Annotated in this window: 22 protein-coding genes; all 22 read left to right on the top strand. The window is 64.7% G+C overall.

Annotation, left to right across the window (positions count from 1 at the left end; genetic code table 11):
* The first annotated feature begins 1 nt into the window (after nt 1).
* The 22 genes from B5G34_RS03340 (at nt 2) to B5G34_RS03245 (ending at nt 19,932) form a co-directional block, all read left to right on the top strand.
* Nucleotides 2-430, top strand: coding sequence for a SoxR reducing system RseC family protein (locus B5G34_RS03340; RefSeq protein WP_087334204.1), 429 nt, complete (start codon nt 2-4; stop codon nt 428-430).
* Complete coding sequence (locus B5G34_RS03335) at nt 430-1,299, top strand: DUF5685 family protein (protein WP_087334202.1); 870 nt, start codon at nt 430-432, stop codon at nt 1,297-1,299. Before B5G34_RS03340 ends, B5G34_RS03335 begins: the two co-directional genes overlap by 1 nt.
* Nucleotides 1,296-1,901: a J domain-containing protein gene (locus B5G34_RS03330; RefSeq protein WP_087334200.1), complete on the top strand. Its 606-nt coding sequence runs from the start codon at nt 1,296-1,298 to the stop codon at nt 1,899-1,901. Before B5G34_RS03335 ends, B5G34_RS03330 begins: the two co-directional genes overlap by 4 nt.
* Before the next feature lie 3 nt (nt 1,902-1,904).
* The gene (locus B5G34_RS18675; protein WP_087334198.1) at nt 1,905-2,444 is read left to right on the top strand and encodes a hypothetical protein; all 540 of its coding nucleotides are present in this window, start codon (nt 1,905-1,907) and stop codon (nt 2,442-2,444) included.
* An 81-nt stretch (nt 2,445-2,525) separates the two neighbouring features.
* A complete protein-coding gene (locus B5G34_RS03320; protein ID WP_087334196.1) occupies nt 2,526-3,404 on the top strand; it encodes a YicC/YloC family endoribonuclease in 879 nt (292 codons plus the stop codon).
* Nucleotides 3,405-3,415: 11 nt separating this feature from the next.
* On the top strand, nt 3,416-3,688 hold the full coding sequence (locus tag B5G34_RS03315; protein ID WP_087334194.1) for a DUF370 domain-containing protein: 273 nt from the start codon (nt 3,416-3,418) through the stop codon (nt 3,686-3,688).
* On the top strand, nt 3,688-4,296 hold the full coding sequence (gmk, locus tag B5G34_RS03310; protein WP_204245897.1) for a guanylate kinase: 609 nt from the start codon (nt 3,688-3,690) through the stop codon (nt 4,294-4,296). The genes B5G34_RS03315 and gmk overlap by 1 nt, the downstream gene beginning before the upstream one ends.
* 6 nt (nt 4,297-4,302) lie before the next feature.
* Entirely contained in the window at nt 4,303-4,503 is a 201-nt protein-coding gene (gene rpoZ / locus B5G34_RS03305; protein WP_087334190.1) for a DNA-directed RNA polymerase subunit omega, read from the top strand.
* Between the two features lie 87 nt (nt 4,504-4,590).
* Nucleotides 4,591-7,056 carry a primosomal protein N' gene (priA, locus tag B5G34_RS03300; RefSeq protein WP_242956783.1) on the top strand — a complete coding sequence of 822 codons (2,466 nt, stop codon included), beginning with the start codon at nt 4,591-4,593 and terminating at the stop codon, nt 7,054-7,056.
* Between the two features lie 11 nt (nt 7,057-7,067).
* A complete protein-coding gene (gene def / locus B5G34_RS03295; protein ID WP_087334186.1) occupies nt 7,068-7,562 on the top strand; it encodes a peptide deformylase in 495 nt (164 codons plus the stop codon).
* On the top strand, nt 7,559-8,509 hold the full coding sequence (fmt, locus tag B5G34_RS03290; RefSeq protein WP_087334184.1) for a methionyl-tRNA formyltransferase: 951 nt from the start codon (nt 7,559-7,561) through the stop codon (nt 8,507-8,509). Before def ends, fmt begins: the two co-directional genes overlap by 4 nt.
* Nucleotides 8,506-9,753: a glycosyltransferase family 39 protein gene (locus tag B5G34_RS03285; protein WP_087334182.1), complete on the top strand. Its 1,248-nt coding sequence runs from the start codon at nt 8,506-8,508 to the stop codon at nt 9,751-9,753. The genes fmt and B5G34_RS03285 overlap by 4 nt, the downstream gene beginning before the upstream one ends.
* A gap of 19 nt (nt 9,754-9,772) precedes the next feature.
* Nucleotides 9,773-10,471, top strand: coding sequence for a zinc metallopeptidase (locus B5G34_RS03280; RefSeq protein ID WP_087334180.1), 699 nt, complete (start codon nt 9,773-9,775; stop codon nt 10,469-10,471).
* Between the two features lies 1 nt (nt 10,472).
* Nucleotides 10,473-12,443, top strand: a complete 1,971-nt coding sequence (rsmB, locus tag B5G34_RS03275) for a 16S rRNA (cytosine(967)-C(5))-methyltransferase RsmB (RefSeq protein WP_087334178.1) — start codon at nt 10,473-10,475, stop codon at nt 12,441-12,443.
* Between the two features lies 1 nt (nt 12,444).
* Nucleotides 12,445-13,470 (top strand): 23S rRNA (adenine(2503)-C(2))-methyltransferase RlmN, encoded by a 1,026-nt coding sequence (gene rlmN, locus B5G34_RS03270; protein WP_087334176.1) that lies wholly within the window; start codon nt 12,445-12,447, stop codon nt 13,468-13,470.
* A 93-nt stretch (nt 13,471-13,563) separates the two neighbouring features.
* Entirely contained in the window at nt 13,564-14,295 is a 732-nt protein-coding gene (locus B5G34_RS03265; RefSeq protein WP_087334174.1) for a Stp1/IreP family PP2C-type Ser/Thr phosphatase, read from the top strand.
* A gap of 17 nt (nt 14,296-14,312) precedes the next feature.
* Complete coding sequence (gene pknB, locus B5G34_RS03260) at nt 14,313-16,427, top strand: Stk1 family PASTA domain-containing Ser/Thr kinase (RefSeq protein ID WP_087334172.1); 2,115 nt, start codon at nt 14,313-14,315, stop codon at nt 16,425-16,427.
* Between the two features lies 1 nt (nt 16,428).
* The gene (gene rsgA, locus B5G34_RS03255; RefSeq protein WP_087334170.1) at nt 16,429-17,310 is read left to right on the top strand and encodes a ribosome small subunit-dependent GTPase A; all 882 of its coding nucleotides are present in this window, start codon (nt 16,429-16,431) and stop codon (nt 17,308-17,310) included.
* Entirely contained in the window at nt 17,295-17,942 is a 648-nt protein-coding gene (locus B5G34_RS03250; protein ID WP_087334168.1) for a thiamine diphosphokinase, read from the top strand. Before rsgA ends, B5G34_RS03250 begins: the two co-directional genes overlap by 16 nt.
* A gap of 119 nt (nt 17,943-18,061) precedes the next feature.
* The gene (locus tag B5G34_RS18670) at nt 18,062-18,226 is read left to right on the top strand and encodes a hypothetical protein (protein WP_162609410.1); all 165 of its coding nucleotides are present in this window, start codon (nt 18,062-18,064) and stop codon (nt 18,224-18,226) included.
* A 3-nt stretch (nt 18,227-18,229) separates the two neighbouring features.
* Nucleotides 18,230-18,319 (top strand): stage V sporulation protein SpoVM, encoded by a 90-nt coding sequence (gene spoVM / locus B5G34_RS18365; RefSeq protein WP_140397186.1) that lies wholly within the window; start codon nt 18,230-18,232, stop codon nt 18,317-18,319.
* A gap of 86 nt (nt 18,320-18,405) precedes the next feature.
* The gene (locus B5G34_RS03245) at nt 18,406-19,932 is read left to right on the top strand and encodes an SPOCS domain-containing protein (protein ID WP_087334166.1); all 1,527 of its coding nucleotides are present in this window, start codon (nt 18,406-18,408) and stop codon (nt 19,930-19,932) included.
* The last annotated feature ends 110 nt before the right edge of the window (nt 19,933-20,042 follow it).

Below are 20,042 nucleotides of genomic sequence, written 5' to 3'. Positions count from 1 at the left end.
CATGATACAGACAGCAAAAGTGACCAAAGTATTTCCAGACGGCCGGGCGGAGGTGGCGGTGAAACGCCAGTCCGCCTGCGGCCACGACTGTTCCAAGTGCGGCGGCGGTTGCAGTGAGCTGATGGTCAGCTCCACCGTGGCCGTCATGGCCGCCAACCCGGTGCGGGCCATGCCCGGGGACATGGTGCGGGTGGAGTCCTCCACCGGCGGCATTTTGAAGGCCGCCGTGGTGGTCTACCTGGTGCCCTTCCTCCTCTTCTTCCTGGGCTACTTCATCTGTGCGGCCCTGGGAATGAGCGGCGGCGTCAGCGCCGCGGCAGGCGGCGTAGGCTTTGCCGTAGGGGTGCTGCTGGCGGTGCTGCTGGACCGGCAGGTGCGCCGCAGCCGCTCCATCACCTTCTGCATCACCGCCATTAACCCCGCCGACTGATGTTCGGCTATGTGCGCCCCTGGCGGGACGAACTGAAGGTACGCCAGAACCGGGACTACGAGGCCCTCTATTGCGGAGTGTGTCACGCCCTGGGCAGACGCCACGGCTTTGTGGCCCGGATGTTCCTCAACTACGACTTTACCTTTCTGGCCATGCTGCTGGACGGCAGCAAGCCGGAGCCCGCGGCCAGGCGCTGTCCCGCCCGGCTGTGGTGCCGGAAGAAGAACTGCGTCCTCTCCGCCGGGGTGGACGCGGCAGCCGACGCCGGTACCATCCTCAGCTACTGGAAGCTGCGGGACACGGTGGCGGACAGTTCCTTTTTCAGGGGTCTGCCCGCCCGGCTGCTCTCCCTGCTGCTCCGCCGGGGCTACCGGAAGGCGGCGGCTGCCCGGCCTGAGTTTGACGCTCAGGTGCGCCAATGCCTGGAGGAGCTGACCGCTCTTGAGGCAGAGAAATGCCCCTCCATGGACCGGACGGCGGACACCTTCGCCCGGCTGCTGGCCGGAGCGGCGCCCCCCTCGGGGGACAGCGCCCGGGACCGGGCCATGGAGCAGCTGCTCTACCACGTGGGCCGGTGGATCTATCTGGTGGACGCCTGGGACGACCTGGAGGAGGACCAGCGCACCGGGGCCTATAATCCCATTCTCGCTCGCTTTGACGGCAGGGCGGAGGAGGGGAGGGAGACCCTGCGCACCACCCTGCGCCACTCCCTGAACCTGGCCAGCTCCGCCATGATGCTGCTGGAGCTGGGCCACTGGCAGGAGACGGTGGAGAATATCCTCTGGCTGGGTCTGCCCGCCGTGGAGGAACTGGTTTTTACCGGCCAATGGAAGGCCGCCAATCATACAGACAGGAGAAAACGTACATGAGCGATCCTTACAGCGTACTGGGAGTCAAACCGGACGCCAGCGACGACGAGATCAAGCGGGCCTACCGGGATCTGGCCCGGAAATATCATCCGGACAACTATCAGAACAATCCTCTGGCCGATCTGGCGGAGGAGAAGATGAAGGAGATCAACCAGGCCTACGACGCCATCACCAAGATGCGCAGCGGAGGCGGCGGCCGTCAGGGGAGCTACCAGAGCGGCGGCTACCAGGGTGGCTATCAGCAGCAGTACGGTGCCCAGGGGGGCTCCGCCCTCTACAACCAGATCCGCCAGGCCATCAACGTGGGGGATCTGAGCCGGGCCGAGCAGCTGCTGCGCACCGCCTCCAATCAGGACGCCGAGTGGCACTTCCTCACCGGCTCTCTGGCCTACCGGAAAGGCTGGCTGGATGAGGCCACCCAGCATATCCAGATGGCCTGCAACATGGACCCCTCCAACGCGGAGTACCGGCAGGCCCTGCTGATGATGCGCCAGGGCGGCCAGGCCTACCGGCCCTACGGCTACGGCGGCGGCCCCGACGCCTGCGATCTGTGTACCGCCTGCATGTGCCTCAACTGCCTGTGCGGCGGCTGCGGGAACTGAGCCGTGGCCGGGCGCACTTCCTACCGCGGCGGCGCGGGTCGGACGGCCCTGGTGGGCTTGCTCACCGGTCTGTCCCTGATCTGTCTCTATCTGGCCTTTCTGGCTCCCAGCGGCAAGCTGGGGGTGGTGGCTCTGGCCGGGATCTTCCCGGCGGGGGCGGTGGTGTCCGCCGGCCTGGGGGCGGGCTTCTTCTGCTACGCCGCCACCGGCATCCTGGGTCTGCTGCTCATCCCCGCCAAGAGCGCGGCCCTGCTCTACCTCATCTTCTTCGGCCTGTGGCCCATGCTCAAGAGCCTGCTGGAGCGGCTGCCCAGCCGGGTGCTGGAGTGGATAGGCAAGCTGGCGGTGTGCAACGCCGCCCTGGCGGTGCTGTGGTTCGGCCTGAAAGCTCTCTTTCTGCCCTTCCTGCCCGCCGCCCTGGGTCAGACCTGGATGGTCTTCCTGGCAGGCAATGTGGGCTTTGTGATCTACGATGTGGGCTTTTCCAAGCTCATCGCCTTCTACGCCGCCCGGGTGGACAGGGTCTTGCGGAAGAATCGGTAGTTTGGTATACTATATAAGATATGAAGCGTTCCTTCCGCCTCCGGGGCGGAAGACACTATACGCGAACAGGGGGAACCCCACTTGGTCAAGAGTATGACCGGCTACGGCCGGGGAGAGGCCAACGTCAACGGCCGATCCATTACGGTGGAGCTGCGCTCGGTGAACAACCGCTATCTGGACTGTACCGTCAAGCTGCCCCGCATCTATGTCTTTGCCGAGGACGCGGTGAAAAGCCGGGTCCAGAGCCGTATTTCCCGGGGCAAGGTGGACGTGTTTGTCACCATCGGCCCCTCCCAGAACGGGGACGTGACCATCTCGGTGAACAAGCCGGTGGCTGACGGTTATTTTGCCGCTCTGAAGGACCTGCGGGACACCTACGGTCTGCGGGACGATATCTCCGTGTCCCTGCTGTCCCGGTTCCAGGACGTGTTCCTGGTGGAGAAGACCCAGGAGGACCTGGAGGCCCTGGCCGCCGACATCTGCTCGGTGCTGGACCTGGCCCTGGACGACTTCGACGCCATGCGCGCCCGGGAAGGGGAGAAGCTGTGCCAGGACGTCCGGTCCCGGGCGGCCACCATTGAGGGCCTGGTGTCCAAGGTGGAGGAGCGCTCTCCCGGCATTGTGGCCGATTATCGGGCCAAGCTGCTGGCCCGGATGAACGAAGTGCTCCAGAACACTCAGATCGACGAGAGCCGCATCCTTACCGAGGCGGCCATCTACGCCGACAAGGTGGCGGTTGACGAGGAGACCGTCCGCCTGCGCAGCCATCTGTCCCAGCTGGAGCACATGCTCAGCCAGGGCGGAGCCATGGGCCGCAAGCTGGACTTCCTGATCCAGGAGTTCAACCGGGAGGCCAACACCATCGGCTCCAAGTGCAGCGACATCGAGACCGCCGGCTATGTGGTGGAGATCAAGGCCGAGATCGAGAAGATCCGGGAGCAGATCCAGAACATCGAGTAAGGAGCGGTCGGATGAAACTGATCAATATCGGCTTTGGCAATATGGTATCCGCAGGGCGGCTCATCGCCATCGTCAGTCCCGAATCCGCCCCCATCAAGCGCATGGTGCAGGAGGCCCGTGACAAGGGCACCCTCATCGACGCCACCTATGGCCGGCGCACCCGGGCGGTGCTCATCATGGACAGCGACCACATCGTGCTCTCCGCCCTCCAGACGGAGACGGTGGCCGGCCGACTGGCCGGAAAGGAGACCGCGGAAGCCGCAGAGGAGGAAGAGACGCCTTGATGGGAAGAAAGAAAGAACGGGGCACGCTGATCGTGCTCTCCGGTCCGTCCGGTGTTGGAAAGAGTACGGTGATCGCCGAACTGCTCAGCGAGCGCAAGGACATCCACTTTTCCGTGTCCTTCACCACCCGGCAGCCCCGGGTGGGCGAGGAGCACGGGGTCAACTACAACTTCGTCTCCCGGGACGAATTTGAGCGGATGATCGCCAACGACGAGCTGTTGGAATACGCAGAATATGTCCATAATTATTACGGTACCTCCCTGCGGGTGATCCAGGAACAGCTGGACGCCGGCATCGATGTGCTGCTGGATATCGAGGTGCAGGGCGCCGCCAAGGTGCGGGCCAAGTGCCCCGACGCGGTGTGCATCTTCATCGTGCCCCCCTCCTTTGAGGAGCTCTCCCGCCGCCTTCACCGCCGGGCCACCGACAGTGAAGAGGTGATCCAGGGCCGGCTCCAGAAGGCCCGGGAGGAGTACCGTGAGATCCAATATTACGACTATCTGGTGGTCAACGACAAGGTGTCCGACGCGGCGGGCGAGATCATCGCCATCCTCACCGCCGAGGGCTGCCGCACCAAAAACCGCATGAATCTGGTAGAAGGAGTCTGATACGCTATGATGCTCGAACCCCCTATGAATAAACTGCTGCAGCAGGTCCCCAGCCGCTATATGCTGGTCAACGTGGTGGCCCAGCGGGCCCGTCAGGTGGCCACCGAGGCGGAGGACGCCGGCATCTCTCTGGATGATAAGCCCGTCACCATCGCCATCCGTGAGGTGGCCGAGGGCAAGGTGGACCTTCACGAAGAAGAGGCCTAACATGAGAGGAATGAGAGGCAAGCGACAGACTTTCCGGCCTGTCGCTTGCCTCGGGCTGTCCTTAGGGCAAGTAGGGAGGAGATGGACATGGTAGCGAAAATCGCCCTGAAGGCCGCCACCTACGCCATCGACAAGCCCTACGATTACGCCGTGCCCACCGAGCTGGTTCCCCAGCTGGCCCCCGGTATGCGGGTCATTGTGCCCTTCGGCGCCGGCAACCGCCACACCGAAGGCATCGTGCTGGCCCTGGAGGAGGGCGGAGGGGGAGAGGTCCCCCTGAAGCCGGTGCTCACCCTGCTGGACGAGTCCCCGGTGCTGGACGGAGAGGCCATCCGGCTGGCCCTGTGGATGCGGGAGCGGTGGTTCTGCACCGTGTACGACGCCGCCCGGGCCATGCTGCCGGCGGGGCTCTATTACGCGCTCCAGGACCAGTGGAAGGTGGCCGACGGGGTGGACCGGGAGGCGGCCTATGAGGCCGCCGGAAAGTCGGACCACGCCCGCCGCATAGTGGAGCTGCTCTTCGCGGGCGGCGGCTGCGCCGATGTGACCACCATCCGGGAGGCTTTTGGCACCAAAGACCCCAACCCCGCCCTCAAGCTGCTGCGGGACAAGGGGATCATCACCCTGGAGACCAGTGCCTCCCGTGGGGTGGGGGACAAGACCGAGCAGGTGGCCACCCTGGCCGTCCCCGCCCAGGAGGCCCTGGACCAGGCCGCCGCCAAGCGAAAGACCGCACCCCTGCGCTACGCGGTGGTAGAGCTGCTGTGCTCCATCGGGTCGGCCTCCACCAAGGAGCTGTGCTATTTTACCGGAGCGAGCCCGTCCACCCTCCGCTCCCTGGCCAAAAGCGGGATCATCACCCTGGAAAAGCGGGAGGTCTACCGCCGGATCACCGTGGAGGGGGTGGAACCGGCCCAGGAGCCGGTCCTCAATGAAGAGCAGCAGGCCGCCCTTGACGGCCTCAACGCCCTGGCTGCGGAAAATAAGCCCGCCGCCGCTCTGCTGTACGGCGTCACCGGCAGCGGCAAGACCCAGGTATATCTGAAGCTGATCTACGAAACCCTGCGGCGGGGGAATACCGCCCTGGTGCTGGTGCCCGAGATCTCTCTGACCCCCCAGCTCATGCGGCTGTTCACCTCCCACTTCGGGGAGCAGGTGGCCGTGCTCCACTCCTCCCTGAGAGCAGGGGAGCGGTACGACGAGTGGAAGCGCATCCGGGCGGGGGAGGCCCGGGTGGTGGTAGGTACCCGCTCCGCCGTCTTTGCCCCCCTGAAGGACCTGGGCCTCATCGTGCTGGATGAGGAGCAGGAGGGGACCTATCAGTCGGAAAACGTGCCCAAATACCACGCCCGGGACGTGGCAAAATTCCGCTGCGTCCAGCATAAGGCCCTGCTGCTGCTGGCCTCGGCCACTCCGTCGGTGGAGACCATGTACCAGGCCCGGAGGGGGGCCTACCACCTCTTTCCCATGACCCAGCGGTATAACCAGCGGCCCCTGCCGCCGGTGGACATCGTGGACATGAAGGGGGAGCTGCGGGAGGGCAACGGCACCGACCTCAGCGGCGTGCTCACCCGTGCCCTGGAGGACACCGCCAGCCGGGGGGAGCAGGCCATTCTGCTCCTCAACCGCCGGGGCGCCAGCCGGATGGTGACCTGTGGGGAGTGCGGCGAGGTGCCCACCTGCCCCCGGTGCTCCGTCCATCTCACCTACCACTCGGCTAACGGGCGGCTCATGTGCCACTACTGCGGCCACTCCCAGCCCCTGCCTCCTGCCTGCCCCTCCTGCGGGGGAGCGCTGAACTTTATCGGCGCGGGCACCCAGAAGGTGGAGGAGGAGCTGGCCCAGGCCCTGCCCGGCCGGGAGGTGCTGCGGATGGACGCCGACTCCATCTCAGCCACCCACAGCCATGAGAAGCTGTTTGCCCGGTTTGAACAGGAGAACATTCCGGTGCTGCTGGGCACCCAGATGGTGGCCAAGGGCCTGGACTTTCCCAACGTGACCCTGGTGGGGGTGATCTCCGCCGACCAGTCCCTGTACGTGGACGACTACCGGGCGGGTGAGCGCACCTTCTCGCTGCTCACTCAGGTGGTGGGACGAGCGGGCCGTGGAGAGAAGGGGGGACGGGCCATCATTCAGACTTTTACCCCCGACAACGACGTGATCCGCTGCGCCGCCCGCCAGGACTACGACGCCTTTTACCAGCAGGAGATCGCCCTGCGGCGGCTGCGGGGCTGCCCGCCCTTCCGGGACCTGTTTGTGCTCACCGCCTCCGGCAAGCTGGAGGCGGCGGTGCTGCGGACCTGCATGCGCCTGCGGCGCACCCTGGAGGGCTGGTTACGCTTGCCCGCCTATCAGGATCTGGAGGTCCAGCTGCTGGGTCCCGCCCCGGCCTCTATCGCCAAAATCAACGAGCGCTACCGCTACCGGCTGACCATGGCCTGTGCCAACACCAGGCCGGTACGTGAACTGATCGCCGCCCTGCTGCGGGCGGCCCAGACCGATAAAGAAAACCGAGGGGTGTCGGTGACCGCCGACGTGAACCCTCTGGATTAGGAGGAAATATTATGGCTCTGCGTACCATTCTCACCGACGGCGACCCCGCCCTGCACAAGGCCTGCCGCCCTGTGACCCAGTTTGACCAAAAGCTCCACGATCTGCTGGACGATCTGAAGGAGACCCTGGCCCACGCCAACGGCGCCGGACTGGCTGCCCCCCAGGTGGGCATCCTCCGCCGGGCGGTTATTGTGGTGGACGCCAACGACCAGATGCTGGAGCTGGTCAACCCGGAGATCATTGAGCGGGAGGGAGAGCAGGAGGGCTTTGAGGGCTGCCTGTCCGTTCCCGGCCGCTGGGGCGTGGTGAAGCGCCCCCTGAAGGCCAAGGTGCGGGCCCAGGACCGCAACGGCAACTTCTTTGAGGTGGAGGGGGAGAACATCGTGGCCCGCTGCTTCTGCCACGAGATCGACCACCTGGACGGCCACCTGTTCACTGAGCTGGCGGGCCGCCTGTACACCAACGAGGAGCTGGACGAGCTGATGGCGGAGGAGGACGAGGCATGAGGATCCTCTTTATGGGCACCCCCGACTTCGCGGTGCCCTCCCTGGAGGCCCTGATCCAGGCGGGCCATGAAATCTGCGGGGTATTCACCCAGCCCGACAAGCCCAAGAACCGGGGCATGAAGCTCCAGGCGCCCCCGGTGAAGGAGTGTGCCCTGGCCCACGACATCCCGGTGCATCAGCCCACCAAGCTGCGGGACGGCACCGCCCTGGCCCTGATCCAGGAGCTGGCCCCCGAACTCATCGTAGTGGCCGCCTACGGCCGCATCCTGCCTGACGATATTCTGGCCGCACCGCCCAAGGGGTGTATCAACGTCCACTCGTCCCTGCTGCCCAACTACCGTGGGGCCGCCCCCATCAACTGGGCGGTACTCAACGGGGACAAGGAGACCGGCGTCACCATCATGCACATGGCCCACGACCTGGACGCGGGAGACATCATCTCCCAGGCCGCCACCCCCATCGACCCCAACGAGACGGTGGTGACCCTCCACGACCGGCTGGCCGTGCTGGGCGCCCAGCTGCTGGTGGAGACGGTGGCACAGATCGCCGCCGGTACCGCTACCCGCACCCCCCAGGACCATGAGAAAGCCACCCTGGCCCCCATGCTGGGCCGGGAGCTGTCCCCCATGGACTTTGGCCGCACCGCCCGTCAGCTCCACGACCAGGTCCGGGGTCTGATCCCCTGGCCCGCCGCCGTGGCCACCCTGGGAGACAAGCGGTGTAAAGTATTTAAAACTGTCGTTTCTGAGGAGCACACCGACGCCGCCCCCGGCACCGTTCTGGCCGCCGGGAAGGAGGGGCTGGTTGTAGCCTGCGGGGAAGGCACTGTGCTGCGGCTGGAGGAGATCCAGCCCGACGGCGGCAAGCGCATGAAGGCTGCCGACTACCTGCGGGGCCATCCCATTGCGGCGGGTACCGTGCTGTCCCTGCCGGAGCAGGGGAAATGAAGCTGATCTGGACCCTGGCGGTCACCGGCGTGGTGGCCGCCCTGGGTCTGTACCTGGTGCTGCGGTGGCTGGCCACCGCCGGCCTGCCGGTGCCCCTGGCCGCCAAAGTACCTGTGTCAAAAGGTGATATCCCTGACCGCACAGAATGTATAAAGGTATTTACCGTTACATTTATATTCCGCATTGCGGTCTTTCTGCTGGTGGGGCTGATCGCCTGTTTCATTCTCTATCCCGGTTCCGGCCCTGATTCCTTTCTGTGGATCTGGAAGAGGTGGGACGGCCTGCACTACGTCAATCTGGCGGAGCTGGGCTATTCCGGCTATGTGGAGGACGGGAAAAATCTGTTTCTCGTGTTTTTCCCGCTGTATCCCTGGCTGATGCGGGTGATTTCCCTCATCACGGGCAATACTATGGCGGCGGGGCTGCTGATCTCCTTTGTCTGCTACTCGGCTGGCTGTGTTTTCCTTTACAAACTGGCCGCCCTGGAGCTGGGCAGGGGAGCGGCCCGGCGGACGGTACTCTTTCTGTCGGTCTACCCCTATGCCTTCTTTTTCGGCGGCATCATGACCGAAAGCCTGTTCCTGCTCACCACCGCCGGAGGGCTGTGGGCCATCCGCCGCCACCGCTGGTGGCAGGCGGGGGTATGGGGCCTGCTGGCCGCCATGACCCGGATGCACGGCATTCTGCTCATCGGGGCCGCCGGTGCGGAGTTAATAGAGCACATGGGCCGCTTTGACTGGAAGACCATCGCCCGCAAATTACCTGCCCTGCTGCTGCCCGCCGTGGGTACCCTGGTCTATCTGGCCCTCAACTGGTCCGTGACCGGCAACCCATTTGCCTTTACAGTCATGCAGCAGCACTGGAGCCAGGGCTTTTGTCCCATTGCCGACACCCTGTGGTATGTGCTGAACAACGCATTGAGCTATCCCACGGTCATGGTGCGGTATCAGATCTGGATTCCCACCATTCTGCTCTTCGGAGCCTTTTTCGCCCTGCTGGTGTGGGCCCGGAACAGGTTCCGCAGCATGTACACCCTGTACGGCTTTGTGTACCTGGTGCTCAACTTCTCCCTGTCCTGGCTGCTCAGTGCGGGCCGCTACCTGTCCTGTGCTCTGCCGTTCTTTCTGTTCGCCGCCGCCCTCACCGAGGGCCGGCCCAAACTGACGGCGGGGCTGACCGCCGTCATGGGGGCGGGCTTCCTGGTCAATCTGACCTGGTTCCTCACCGGCGGACAAATCATGTGATCCCATCTGGAGGCTGATGATGTACTTTTTCAACTACTTTGACCCCTACTACTGGATGATCCTGGTGCCTGCCTTCCTCATCGCCCTGCTGGCCCAGCTCAACGTGTCCTCCACCTTCAACCGCTACTCCCGGGTGGCCTGCCGCCGGGGCCTCACCGGGGCCCAGGCCGCCGAAGAGGTGCTCCGGGCCCACGGGGTGTACGGCGTGCGCATTGAGCGGGTGGCGGGCAAGCTCAGCGACCACTATGATCCCCGCAGCAATGTGATCCGGCTGTCGGATGCGGTGTATGGCTCCAACAGCATCGCCGCGGTGGGGGTGGCCGCCCATGAGGCGGGCCACGCCGTCCAGTATGCCCAGGAGTACGGGCCCATCAAGATCCGGGGGGCCATCATCCCGGTGTGCAATTTCAGCTCCCAGATCTCCATTCTGCTCATCGTGCTGGGCTTTGCCCTCTACTCCCGGCCCCTGTTTGCTGTGGGCGTGGTGCTCTTCGCCGTGGCCACCGTGTTCCAGATCGTCACCCTGCCCGTGGAGTTTGATGCCTCCCGCCGGGCCATTCGGTCCCTGGATTCCACCCATCTGCTGGACGACCAGGAGCTGAGGGGTGCCAAGAAGGTGCTGGGTGCCGCCGCCATGACCTACGTGGCCGCCCTGCTGGTGTCCATCGCTCAGCTGCTGCGGTTTGTGCTGGCCTTCAACAGCCGTCGGAGGGATTGATATGACTGCCAGAGAAGTGGCCCTCCGGGCCCTGGTGGCCTGTGAAAAGCAGGGCGCCTGGTCGGACGGCTTTTTGAAAAAGACTCTGAAAACTGCCGGACTGGACAGCCGGGACGCCGCCCTGGCCACCCGGCTGTGCTTCGGCGTGCTCCAGAACCAGCTGCTGCTGGACCACTACCTGGGCAAGCTGTCCACGGTGCGCCTGGAAAAGATGGAACCTGCCGTCCGCAATTCCTTGCGGCTTGGTGCCTATCAAGTGTTATTCCTTGACAGAGTGCCCGACCATGCCGCCGTCAGCGAGGCGGTGGATCTGGCCCGGAAGGGCTCCAAGAATCCAAGGTCTGCCGGTCTGGTCAACGGCGTGCTCCGCGCCCTGGCCCGACAGAAGGACAGTCTGGAGCCTCCCACCGACCCGGCGGTGCGGTACAGCCATCCCCAGTGGCTGGCCGACCTGTTTACCCGCCGGCTGGGCAGGGAGGAGGCCATCGCCCTCATGGCGGCCAACAACGGGGAGCCCCCTACCTGCGCCCAGGTGAATACCATCAGGGCCACGGTGGAGGAGGTGACCGATTCCCTCCGGGCGGAGGGGGTGGAGGTCCAGCCCCATCCCTGGCTGCCCAACTGCCTGCTGCTGACCCACACCGGCAGTCTGGAGGAGCTGACTGCCTTCCGGGATGGTCTCTTTTACATCCAGGACGCCGCCGCCAAGCTGGCGGTGCTGGCCGCCGACCCCAGAGAGGGCATGGACGTGCTGGACGCCTGCGCCGCCCCCGGCGGCAAGTCCTTTGCCGCCGCCATTGCCATGTGGGGGGAGGGGAAGGTGGTCTCCTGCGACATCCACCCACATAAGATGGACCTGATCCGGGCAGGGGCCCAGCGGCTGGGCCTGGACTGCATTACCGCCGAAGTCTTGGACGGCAGGGAATGTAAAGAGGAGTTCCTTGACGGATTTGACCTGGTGCTGGCCGACGTACCCTGCTCCGGGCTGGGCATCATCCGCAAAAAACCGGATATCCGCTACAAGGACCCCAAGCCCCTGGAGGGGCTGCCCCGGGTCCAGAAGGCCATTCTGGACAACGTGTGCCGCTACGTCCGGCCGGGCGGGGTGCTGCTCTACGCCACCTGCACCCTGTTGGAGCGGGAGAATGAGGACGTAGTCCGGGCGTTTTTAGACAAGCATAAAGACTTTACATTAGAGGGCTTCCAAGTGCCCGGCGACTTCGAGGGGGCCAGGGAGGGCATGGTGACCTGCTGGCCCCACCGCCACGGCACCGACGGCTTCTTCTTTGCCAAGCTGCGTCGGATGCGGGGTGTGTACGAGGTCCGGCCCAACGGGGGCATCGGCCCCTTCACCCTGGGCATGCCCCAGGCAGAAGCGGAGGAGGCCCTGAGCAAGCTCAATGAGGAAGAAGGCCCTGCCGTAGAGGTGTGGCGCCGCTTCGGCGGGTACGGGGATCCCGTGACCTTCCAGCTGGAGTATGAGGACGGGAAGCTGAGCCGTATCGGTCTGGACCGGAGCCATGATCTCAAGGTCCTGTACCACGGACTGGATCTGACGGGCACCCACGCTGAGGATCTGATCCCGGCTCTGGCCAAAGAGGCCGATTATGTGTGCGACTGTGAGGACCATGAGCTGGCCTGTACCTATGAATTTCACGCCCTGGGCCTGGAGCTGTGGCGGGAGAGCGCCTACCACCCCAAGCTGCTGGCGGTTCCGGAATTTCAGGAGCTGATCGGGGAACTGCCGGAAAATCTTCCGTACGAGCAGGACCAGGGCTGGTGCTTTGCCCAGGTGTGGGTCCAGAGCGGTTCCTTCCGGGCCCAGTATCCCCTGGAGCCGGGACCGGCCCCCTACGGCCGCCCCGCCAAGCCCACGCCCCCGGACCAGGCGCCCACGGAGGAAGAGCAGATCGCGTTCCTCCATAGAAAATACGGACTGATACCGCCGGAAAAGCCCGGCGGGGGAGCATGATATGACTGACATCAAATCCATGGATCTGGCGGAGATGACCGCCTATTTCAAAGAGCTGGGGGAGCCCGCCTTCCGGGCAAAGCAGGTCTTTCAGTGGCTCCATCGGGGGGCCCGCTCCTTTGATGAGATGACCAACCTGTCCAAGGCTTTGCGGGAGAAGCTGAAGGAGAGCTGCATCCTGTGCCCGCCGGAGGTGGAGCGCAAGCAGGTGTCCGCCCTGGACGGCACCATCAAATACTTATGGCGGCTTTCCGACGGAAACTGCATCGAAACTGTTTTGATGCGCTACCATCATGGCAATACTGTATGCATCTCCTCTCAGGTGGGCTGCCGCATGGGGTGCGCCTTCTGCGCCTCCACTCTGGGGGGCAAGGTAAGAGACCTGACACCCGCTGAAATGCTGGACCAGGTGCTCTTTACCCAGATCGACTCCGGCCACACCATCAGCAACATCGTGCTTATGGGCATCGGGGAGCCTCTGGACAATTTTGACACGGTGCTGCGCTTCCTGTCCCTGGTCAACAGCCCTGACGGGCTCAACATCGGCATGAGGCACATCTCCCTGTCCACCTGCGGCCTGGTCGAAAAAATTGACAAACTGGCCGAGTATCAGTTACAATTAACCCTATCGGTATCCCTCCACGCCCCCGACGATGAGACCCGCAGCAGGCTCATGCCGGTGAACCGGAGCGTGGGGGTGGAGAAGCTCTTTGACACCTGCCGCCGGTATTTTGAGAAGACCGGGCGGCGGATCTCCTACGAGTACGCCATGGTGGACGGGGTGAACGACTCCGACTGGCAGGCCGACCTGCTGGCCAGTCACCTGAAGGGCACCCCCGGCCATGTGAATCTCATCCCCCTGAACCATGTGGCGGAGAGTCCGCTGAAGCCCAGCCGCCGGGTGGCCCAGTTCCAGAAGCGGCTGGAGTCCCACGGCATCACCGCCACGGTGCGGCGCAAGCTGGGGGGAGATATCGACGCCTCCTGCGGGCAGCTGCGCAGGAAGGCCATGCTGCAGACTGATTGACGCTGCTGGGGCGCGCCGGACGCGCCCGTTCCATTGTTTTGCCGGAGGCCTTGGCAGCGGGGCCGGCCGGCCGGAAAAGAGGCTGATTCAACTATGATCAATGCTTGGGGCATCACCGACAAAGGTGTGGTCCGAACCCAGAATCAGGATGGTTATTACGTAGACGTACCCTCGGAGCACCTGGCCGTCGGCGTTGTGTGCGACGGCATGGGAGGGGCCAAGGCGGGCAACATCGCCAGCCTGATCGCGGTGGAGACCTTTGTGGACACCCTCCAGAATGCCCAGGGCGACCCGGACACGCCGCCGCCGGCGGTGCTGGCCCGGGCGGCGGAGGAGGCCAACAGCGCGGTATACCGCAGGGCCTGTTCCGATCCCGACTGCTTCGGCATGGGCACCACCATGGTGGCCGTCCTCATCGTGGAAAACACCGCCTACCTGCTGAACATCGGCGACAGCCGGGCCTACCATATCAACGAGGAGGGCATCACCCGGCTCACCCGGGACCACTCGGTGGTGGAGGACATGGTGGCCCGGGGGGACATCACCCCGGAGGAGGCCCGCACCCACCCCCGGAAGAACCTGATCACCCGGGCCCTGGGCGCGGAGGAACGCATCCGGGCCGACCTGTACGAAAAGGAGCTCACCGGCGGGGACTACCTGCTGCTGTGCTCCGACGGACTGAGCAACATCCTCTCCGACCAGGAGCTGCTCTACGAGGTCATCCACGGGGGAGAGCCCGCCGACTGCTGTCAGCGGCTGCTCAACATCACCATCTCAAGAGGCGCGCCCGACAACGTGACGGCGGTCCTCTTCCAGATCCTTTGAAAAGGGGGTAATGAACTATGGATCAGTACATAGGGAAATTACTCGACAACCGATATGAAATCCTGGAGCGCATCGGCATCGGCGGCATGGCCGTGGTGTACAAGGGCCGTGACCACCGGCTCAACCGTCTGGTGGCCATTAAGATCCTGAAGGAGGAACTGGCCACCGACGCCGAGTTCCGCCGCCGCTTCCACGACGAGTCCCAGGCCGTTGCCATGCTGTCTCACCCCAATATCATGGCGGTGTACGACGTGTCCCACACCCCGGAGCTGGACTATATCGTGATGGAGCTGCTGGACGGCATCACCCTCAAGCAGTATATGCAGAAGAAGGGGGGCAAGCTGGCCTGGCGGGAGGCCCTCCACTTCATCACCCAGATCATGAAGGCCCTGTCCCACGCCCACAGCCGGGGCATCATCCACCGGGACATCAAGCCCCACAACGTGATGGTGCTGCGGGACGGCTCCCTGAAGGTGGCCGACTTCGGCATCGCCCGGCTCACCTCCTCCGCTCAGGCCACCCTGACCCAGGAGGCCCTGGGCTCGGTCCACTATATCTCTCCCGAGCAGGCCAGAGGCAGCCACATCGACGCCCGCAGCGACATCTACTCCGCCGGTGTGGTGCTCTATGAGATGATCACCGGACGGCTGCCCTACGAGGGAGATTCCCCGGTGGCGGTGGCCATCCAGCACATCAACTCCATCCCCCTGTCTCCCAGGGAGATCGACCCCGAGATCCCCGAGGCCCTGGAGGCCATCACCATGAAGGCCATGGCCTCCGACGTCAACCAGCGGTATATCTCCGCCGACGCCATGCTGGCCGACCTGGAGGAGTTCCGCAAAAATCCCTCCATCAACTTTGACTACACCCCGGCGGACCTGCTGGTCACCGAGGGGGATGAGCCCACCCAGGTACTGGGTGCCAACACCCCCAGCAACGTGCGCGCCCAGCCCGTCCACGCCGACCGCTACGAGGAGGAGGAGACCTGGACCCGGTCCCGTCCCGTCCGGCGGGAGGAGAACCCCCGGCCCAAGAACCGCAGCCGCCGGTACGACGACGAGGACGACTATGATGAGGTGCGGGGTGGGGGCAGCCGTCTGCCCATCTACCTGGCCATTGCCGCCGTGGCTCTCTTCCTGGTGGGCATGGGCGTGTTCCTGTGGATCTCCTTCTTTGGAGGCATCACCGGCAACAGCGGGGAGTTCAACGTGCCCCGGCTGTACGGCATGACCGTGGAGGACGCCAAGCAGAACGCCGACGTGATCAAGGGCAACTTCCAGATCGTAGTGGGCGGCACCACAGCCAGCGACCTGCCTGAGGGCCAGATCGTTTCTCAGGACCCGGAGAGCGGCCGCAACGCCCAGTCCGGCGCCATCATCACCGTCACCCTCAGTGACGGCAGCGGCGCAGACGACGAGGAGACCGGCAGAATGCCCGACCTGGTGAATAAGGATCAGCGCATCGCCATCGCCACCCTGAAGGAGCTGGGCTACAGTGAGGAGGAGGGCAACCTGGAGATCCGCGAGGAGGCTTCCGAGGATGTGACCAAGGAGTACGTCATCTCCACCGATCCCGTGGCCCACACCGACCTGGAGGGTGTGGACAAAATTATCCTGGTGGTAAGCTCCGGCCCGGAGTCTGACCCCGTAACTGTGATTAACTTCATCAATATGGAGGCCCAGCAGGCCAAGGAGGCTGCCGAGGGCATGGGCCTGGTGGTGTCCTCCATGGAGGAAGTGTACGACGCGTCTGTGCCGGCGGGCTATGTCTGCTGGCAGAGCATTGAAAACAAGACCCAGGTGGAGAAGGGCCAGACCATTTCCTTCCGGGTGAGCAAGGGCCCCGAGCCCTCCACCGAGCCCTCTACCGACCCCACCCCGAACCAGCCCGATTCCTCCACCGAGCCTACCCCCGGCGGTCAGGTCAACGCCATCAGCTACACCATTCAGCTGCCCCGGGACCGTGAGACGGTGCAGGTGACAGTGCAGGTAGCCGGTCAGACCCAGTACGACAAGACCTTGGATACCGCCCAGCAGCTGGTGGTAGTCACCCTGAAGGGCAGCGGAACCCAGGAGGTCACCGTCTACTTCGACGGCCAGCTGGATCATTCCGTGTCCAAGGATTTCGGCTGATATGGAAGGGATCATTCTGAAAGCCCTCAGCGGCTTCTACTATGTGGACGACGGCTCCGGCAGGCTGACCGCCTGCCGGGGCCGGGGCAAATTCCGCCACCAGAAGGTGAGCCCCCTGGTGGGGGACCGGGTGGAATTTACCCCCCTGGAGGGGGAGAGCGGTATCCTGGATGCCATTCTGCCCCGGAAAAATGAGTTTCAGCGGCCCGCGGTGGCCAACATCGACCAGCTGGTGGTGGTGGCCTCCGGGGCCATTCCCGTCACCGACCCCTTCCTTATCGACCGGGTGGTGTCCATCGCCGAGGGTAGGGACTGCGAGAGCATCATCGTCCTCAACAAGTGCGACCTGGATGGGGCGGACAGCCTGTACGACACCTACACCAAGGCGGGCTTCACCACCCTGCGGGTGAGCGCCGAGACCGGGGAGGGCATTGCAGAGCTTGCTGCTGCAATCGCCGGAAAGGTTTCTGCCTTTACAGGAAATTCCGGCGTGGGCAAGTCCTCCATCCTCAACGCCCTCCAGCCCGACTTCCACATCCGGGTTGGGGAGGTGTCCGACAAGCTGGGCCGTGGCCGTCACACCACCCGCCATGTGGAGCTGTTCCGGCTGGACAGCGGGGCCATTGTGGCCGACACCCCCGGCTTCTCCTCCTTTGATACTGAGGAGATGGAGCTGCGGCGGCCGGAGGAGCTGCAATACACCTTCCGGGAATTCGCCCCCTATCTGGACCAGTGCCGGTTCACGGGGTGTGCCCATGTAAAGGAAAAAGGCTGTGCAGTGCTTGCGGCGGTAAAGGCGGGGGAGATCCCGGCCAGCCGTCACGCCAGCTATGTGCGGCTGTACCAGCAGGCAAAGGAAGTGCCGGAATGGCAGAGAAAATAACCAAACAGGCCCTCATTGTCGGCGCAGCTCCCTGCGCCGACCTGGCTTTTCTGGGGGAGTATCTGGGGGAGAAGGACTGGACGGTGATCTGCGCCGACGGCGGGGTGAACGCCGCCCTGGCTGCCGGGCTGAAACCGGACTATCTGATCGGCGACTGGGACTCCGGCGGACGTCCCGCCGGGGACGTACCCTGCGCCACCCTGCCGGTGGAGAAGGACTTTACCGATCTCCAGGCGGCGGCCCACTGGGCCCTGGAGCGGGGGTGCCGGGAGCTGCTGCTGTGCGGCTGCACCGGCGGGCGGCTGGACCACACCGCCTCCAACCTGGTGCTGCTGGAGTGGATCGCCCGGCGGGGCGGCAATGCCGTCATGGCCGACAGCGACAACGAGGTGCGTTTTCTGGAGAACGACACCCTTACGCTGGAAGATGCGCCCCACTACCACTATCTGTCCGTGGTGCCACTGGACAAGACTGTAAAGGGCGTTACCTTGCGGGGGGTCAAGTATCCTCTGGAGGGAGCAGAGCTTACCCGGGGAGATACCCTGACCGTCAGCAACGAGCCTGCCGCCCCGGTGATGGAGCTCACCGTGGGGGAAGGCGCGGCCCTGGTGATCCGCAGTCAGCGGGAATAACGGAACAAGACCCGAAAGGGGCGGCAAAAGCCGCCCCTTTTTTGCTGCCCGCCGCCCAAGAACACAACCGCCGCCCTGCGCGTATACTGGGACAGAACCAGTGAAGGGAGGCGGCTATTTTGACGCTGGAGGGCAAAAAGGCGCTGGCCGCAGCGGCGCTGTGCGGCGCGGGGGCGGTGCTGCTGCTCCGCCCGGGCACCCTGGCGGTCTTTGTGGCCGGGGCCTGGCTGGGCCGCCGGGGCTTTGGCTGGCTCAAACGATATTGGCTTGACAGGGAGGCATAAGGTATGAAGATCGTGGTAGTGAAGTCCCCCAAAGCCCTCAGCGGCCTGCTGAGGCTGGTGTTCGGCATCAAAAAAACCGCGCCTGAGGGCTGAAAGCGGTCATAGGGTGGGCTCCTTGTACATATATTGCCCTAGCAGCAATCAGTCTGGGCAATGGCCCGTACAAGGAGTGGAACGCTATGGAACTGGAATTGGAACGGACGGCGCTGGACGGGTTCACCGCGGTGCTGGATACCGCCGTGGCCCAGGAAGAGACCATGGAGAGCATCGTGCCCGACGCCTGCCCCGATCTGCTGGGCGTCTGCGATACCGAGGGGGTGGTCTGCCTCCACCGCAAGGAGGCCATGGAGGGCCGGGTGGAGCTGTCCGGCACCATCCACGCCATGCTGCTGTGCCAGCCTGAGGGCGAGGTGGGCCTGCGGCGGCTGGAGGTGGATCTGCCCTTTACCTGTACCGCCGACGCAGCAGGCATCACCCCCGGCTGCAAGGTGGTGGCCGAGCCCCGGCTGCGTGGGGCGGACGCCCGGCTGGTCAATCCCCGGAAGGTGCTGGTGCGGGCCGATCTGGCGGTGGACGTCCAGGTCTTCGCCCCGGTGGCCGACTGGGCCTGCGCCTCGGTGCTGGAGCCGGAGCAGGCAGGGGTGGAGCAGCTCAGCGAGCCCTGTCAGACCTGTGTCACCGTATGTGTACAGGAAAAGCCCTTTCCATTCAGCGACGAGCTCACCCTTCCGGGCAGCCGCCCCGAGGCCGAGGCCCTGCTGAAGTGGCGGGTGGCGCTGGAGTGCGGGGAGGCCAAGGTCATTGGCAGCAAGCTGATCTTCAAGGGCTCCGCCCGGCTCCAGGTGCTCTACCGCTGTGCCGACGGGGGCCTGAGCACCGGGGAGTTTGAGCTGCCCATCTCCCAGCTGATGGAGGTGAGCGGCGCCGGGGAGGAGGCCATGTGCCAGGTGGGGCTGGTCCTCACCGACCTGAGCTGTGAGCTGGACGACGGGGACGGCCGCACCATCAGCGTGTCCATGGGTCTGCTGGCCCAGGCGGTGGTGCGGGAGGAGCGGAGCATGACCCTCCTCACCGACGTGTATTCCACTCTCTACGACCTGAATACTCAGGTCCGCCAGCTGGCCCTCAGCCGGGTGGCCGACCGGGGAGAGCGGGAGGTGGCCGTCCGGGAGCTGCTGGAGACCGGCGTGGCGGCCCAGGACGTGCTGGACGCCTATGTGACCATGGGGGAGGCGGCCCAGAACCGGGAGGGGGAGCGGGTCTCCCTTACCACCCAGGTCAACGTACATCTGCTCTGCCGCACCGAGGACGGGGAGACCACGTCGGTCACCCGCACCCTGCCGGTATCCTGCCCGGTGGAGCTGCCCGAGGGGGCCCGTTGCTCCTGCCGGTGTGCCTGCACCGCGCCGGTGTACGCCGCCCCCACCGCCGGCGGGGTGGAGGTCCGGTTCCCGGTACGCTTTGGCTGGCTGGCCCTGACGGGAAGCAAGGCCGCCGCCGTCAGCGCCGTCACCTTTGACGAGAATGCCCCCATCGACCACACCGGCCAGCCCTCCATCGTGCTGCGGATGGTCACCGGCGGGGAGCGGCTGTGGGATATCGCCAAGGCCTACGGCACCACCGGCCGGGACGTAATGCAGGCCAACGCCCTGGAGGAGGAGGAACTGCCCGACGGCCAGCTGCTGCTCATTCCCAGAAAACGATAAGCAGGGAGGACCTGCCGCAGATTGCGGCAGGTCCTCTTTTTCCCCTTGCATTTGTCTCGCTTATCTGTTATATTAGTAATTGCTTAAATACTTAACTAATAGGAGGACAA

Source organism: Flavonifractor sp. An82 (assembly GCF_002159265.1).
Lineage (GTDB): Bacteria > Bacillota > Clostridia > Oscillospirales > Oscillospiraceae > Flavonifractor.
Note: the sequence above shows the minus strand (reverse complement) of the source record. Positions and strands in the feature narration are given on the sequence as shown.

Bases quoted from the DNA above. Each gene is read 5' to 3' on its own strand.
- B5G34_RS03280 (WP_087334180.1), top strand. From the start codon at position 9,773: ATGTACTTTTTCAACTACTTTGACCCCTACTACTGGATGATCCTGGTG.
- fmt (WP_087334184.1), top strand. From the start codon at position 7,559: ATGAGGATCCTCTTTATGGGCACCCCCGACTTCGCGGTGCCCTCCCTG.
- priA (WP_242956783.1), top strand. From the start codon at position 4,591: ATGGTAGCGAAAATCGCCCTGAAGGCCGCCACCTACGCCATCGACAAG.
- pknB (WP_087334172.1), top strand. From the start codon at position 14,313: ATGGATCAGTACATAGGGAAATTACTCGACAACCGATATGAAATCCTG.
- gmk (WP_204245897.1), top strand. From the start codon at position 3,688: ATGGGAAGAAAGAAAGAACGGGGCACGCTGATCGTGCTCTCCGGTCCG.
- spoVM (WP_140397186.1), top strand. From the start codon at position 18,230: ATGAAGATCGTGGTAGTGAAGTCCCCCAAAGCCCTCAGCGGCCTGCTG.
- B5G34_RS03330 (WP_087334200.1), top strand. From the start codon at position 1,296: ATGAGCGATCCTTACAGCGTACTGGGAGTCAAACCGGACGCCAGCGAC.
- rlmN (WP_087334176.1), top strand. From the start codon at position 12,445: ATGACTGACATCAAATCCATGGATCTGGCGGAGATGACCGCCTATTTC.
- B5G34_RS03285 (WP_087334182.1), top strand. From the start codon at position 8,506: ATGAAGCTGATCTGGACCCTGGCGGTCACCGGCGTGGTGGCCGCCCTG.
- B5G34_RS03245 (WP_087334166.1), top strand. From the start codon at position 18,406: ATGGAACTGGAATTGGAACGGACGGCGCTGGACGGGTTCACCGCGGTG.
- B5G34_RS03250 (WP_087334168.1), top strand. From the start codon at position 17,295: ATGGCAGAGAAAATAACCAAACAGGCCCTCATTGTCGGCGCAGCTCCC.
- rsmB (WP_087334178.1), top strand. From the start codon at position 10,473: ATGACTGCCAGAGAAGTGGCCCTCCGGGCCCTGGTGGCCTGTGAAAAG.
- rsgA (WP_087334170.1), top strand. From the start codon at position 16,429: ATGGAAGGGATCATTCTGAAAGCCCTCAGCGGCTTCTACTATGTGGAC.
- B5G34_RS03315 (WP_087334194.1), top strand. From the start codon at position 3,416: ATGAAACTGATCAATATCGGCTTTGGCAATATGGTATCCGCAGGGCGG.
- rpoZ (WP_087334190.1), top strand. From the start codon at position 4,303: ATGATGCTCGAACCCCCTATGAATAAACTGCTGCAGCAGGTCCCCAGC.
- B5G34_RS03265 (WP_087334174.1), top strand. From the start codon at position 13,564: ATGATCAATGCTTGGGGCATCACCGACAAAGGTGTGGTCCGAACCCAG.
- B5G34_RS03340 (WP_087334204.1), top strand. From the start codon at position 2: ATGATACAGACAGCAAAAGTGACCAAAGTATTTCCAGACGGCCGGGCG.
- B5G34_RS03335 (WP_087334202.1), top strand. From the start codon at position 430: ATGTTCGGCTATGTGCGCCCCTGGCGGGACGAACTGAAGGTACGCCAG.
- def (WP_087334186.1), top strand. From the start codon at position 7,068: ATGGCTCTGCGTACCATTCTCACCGACGGCGACCCCGCCCTGCACAAG.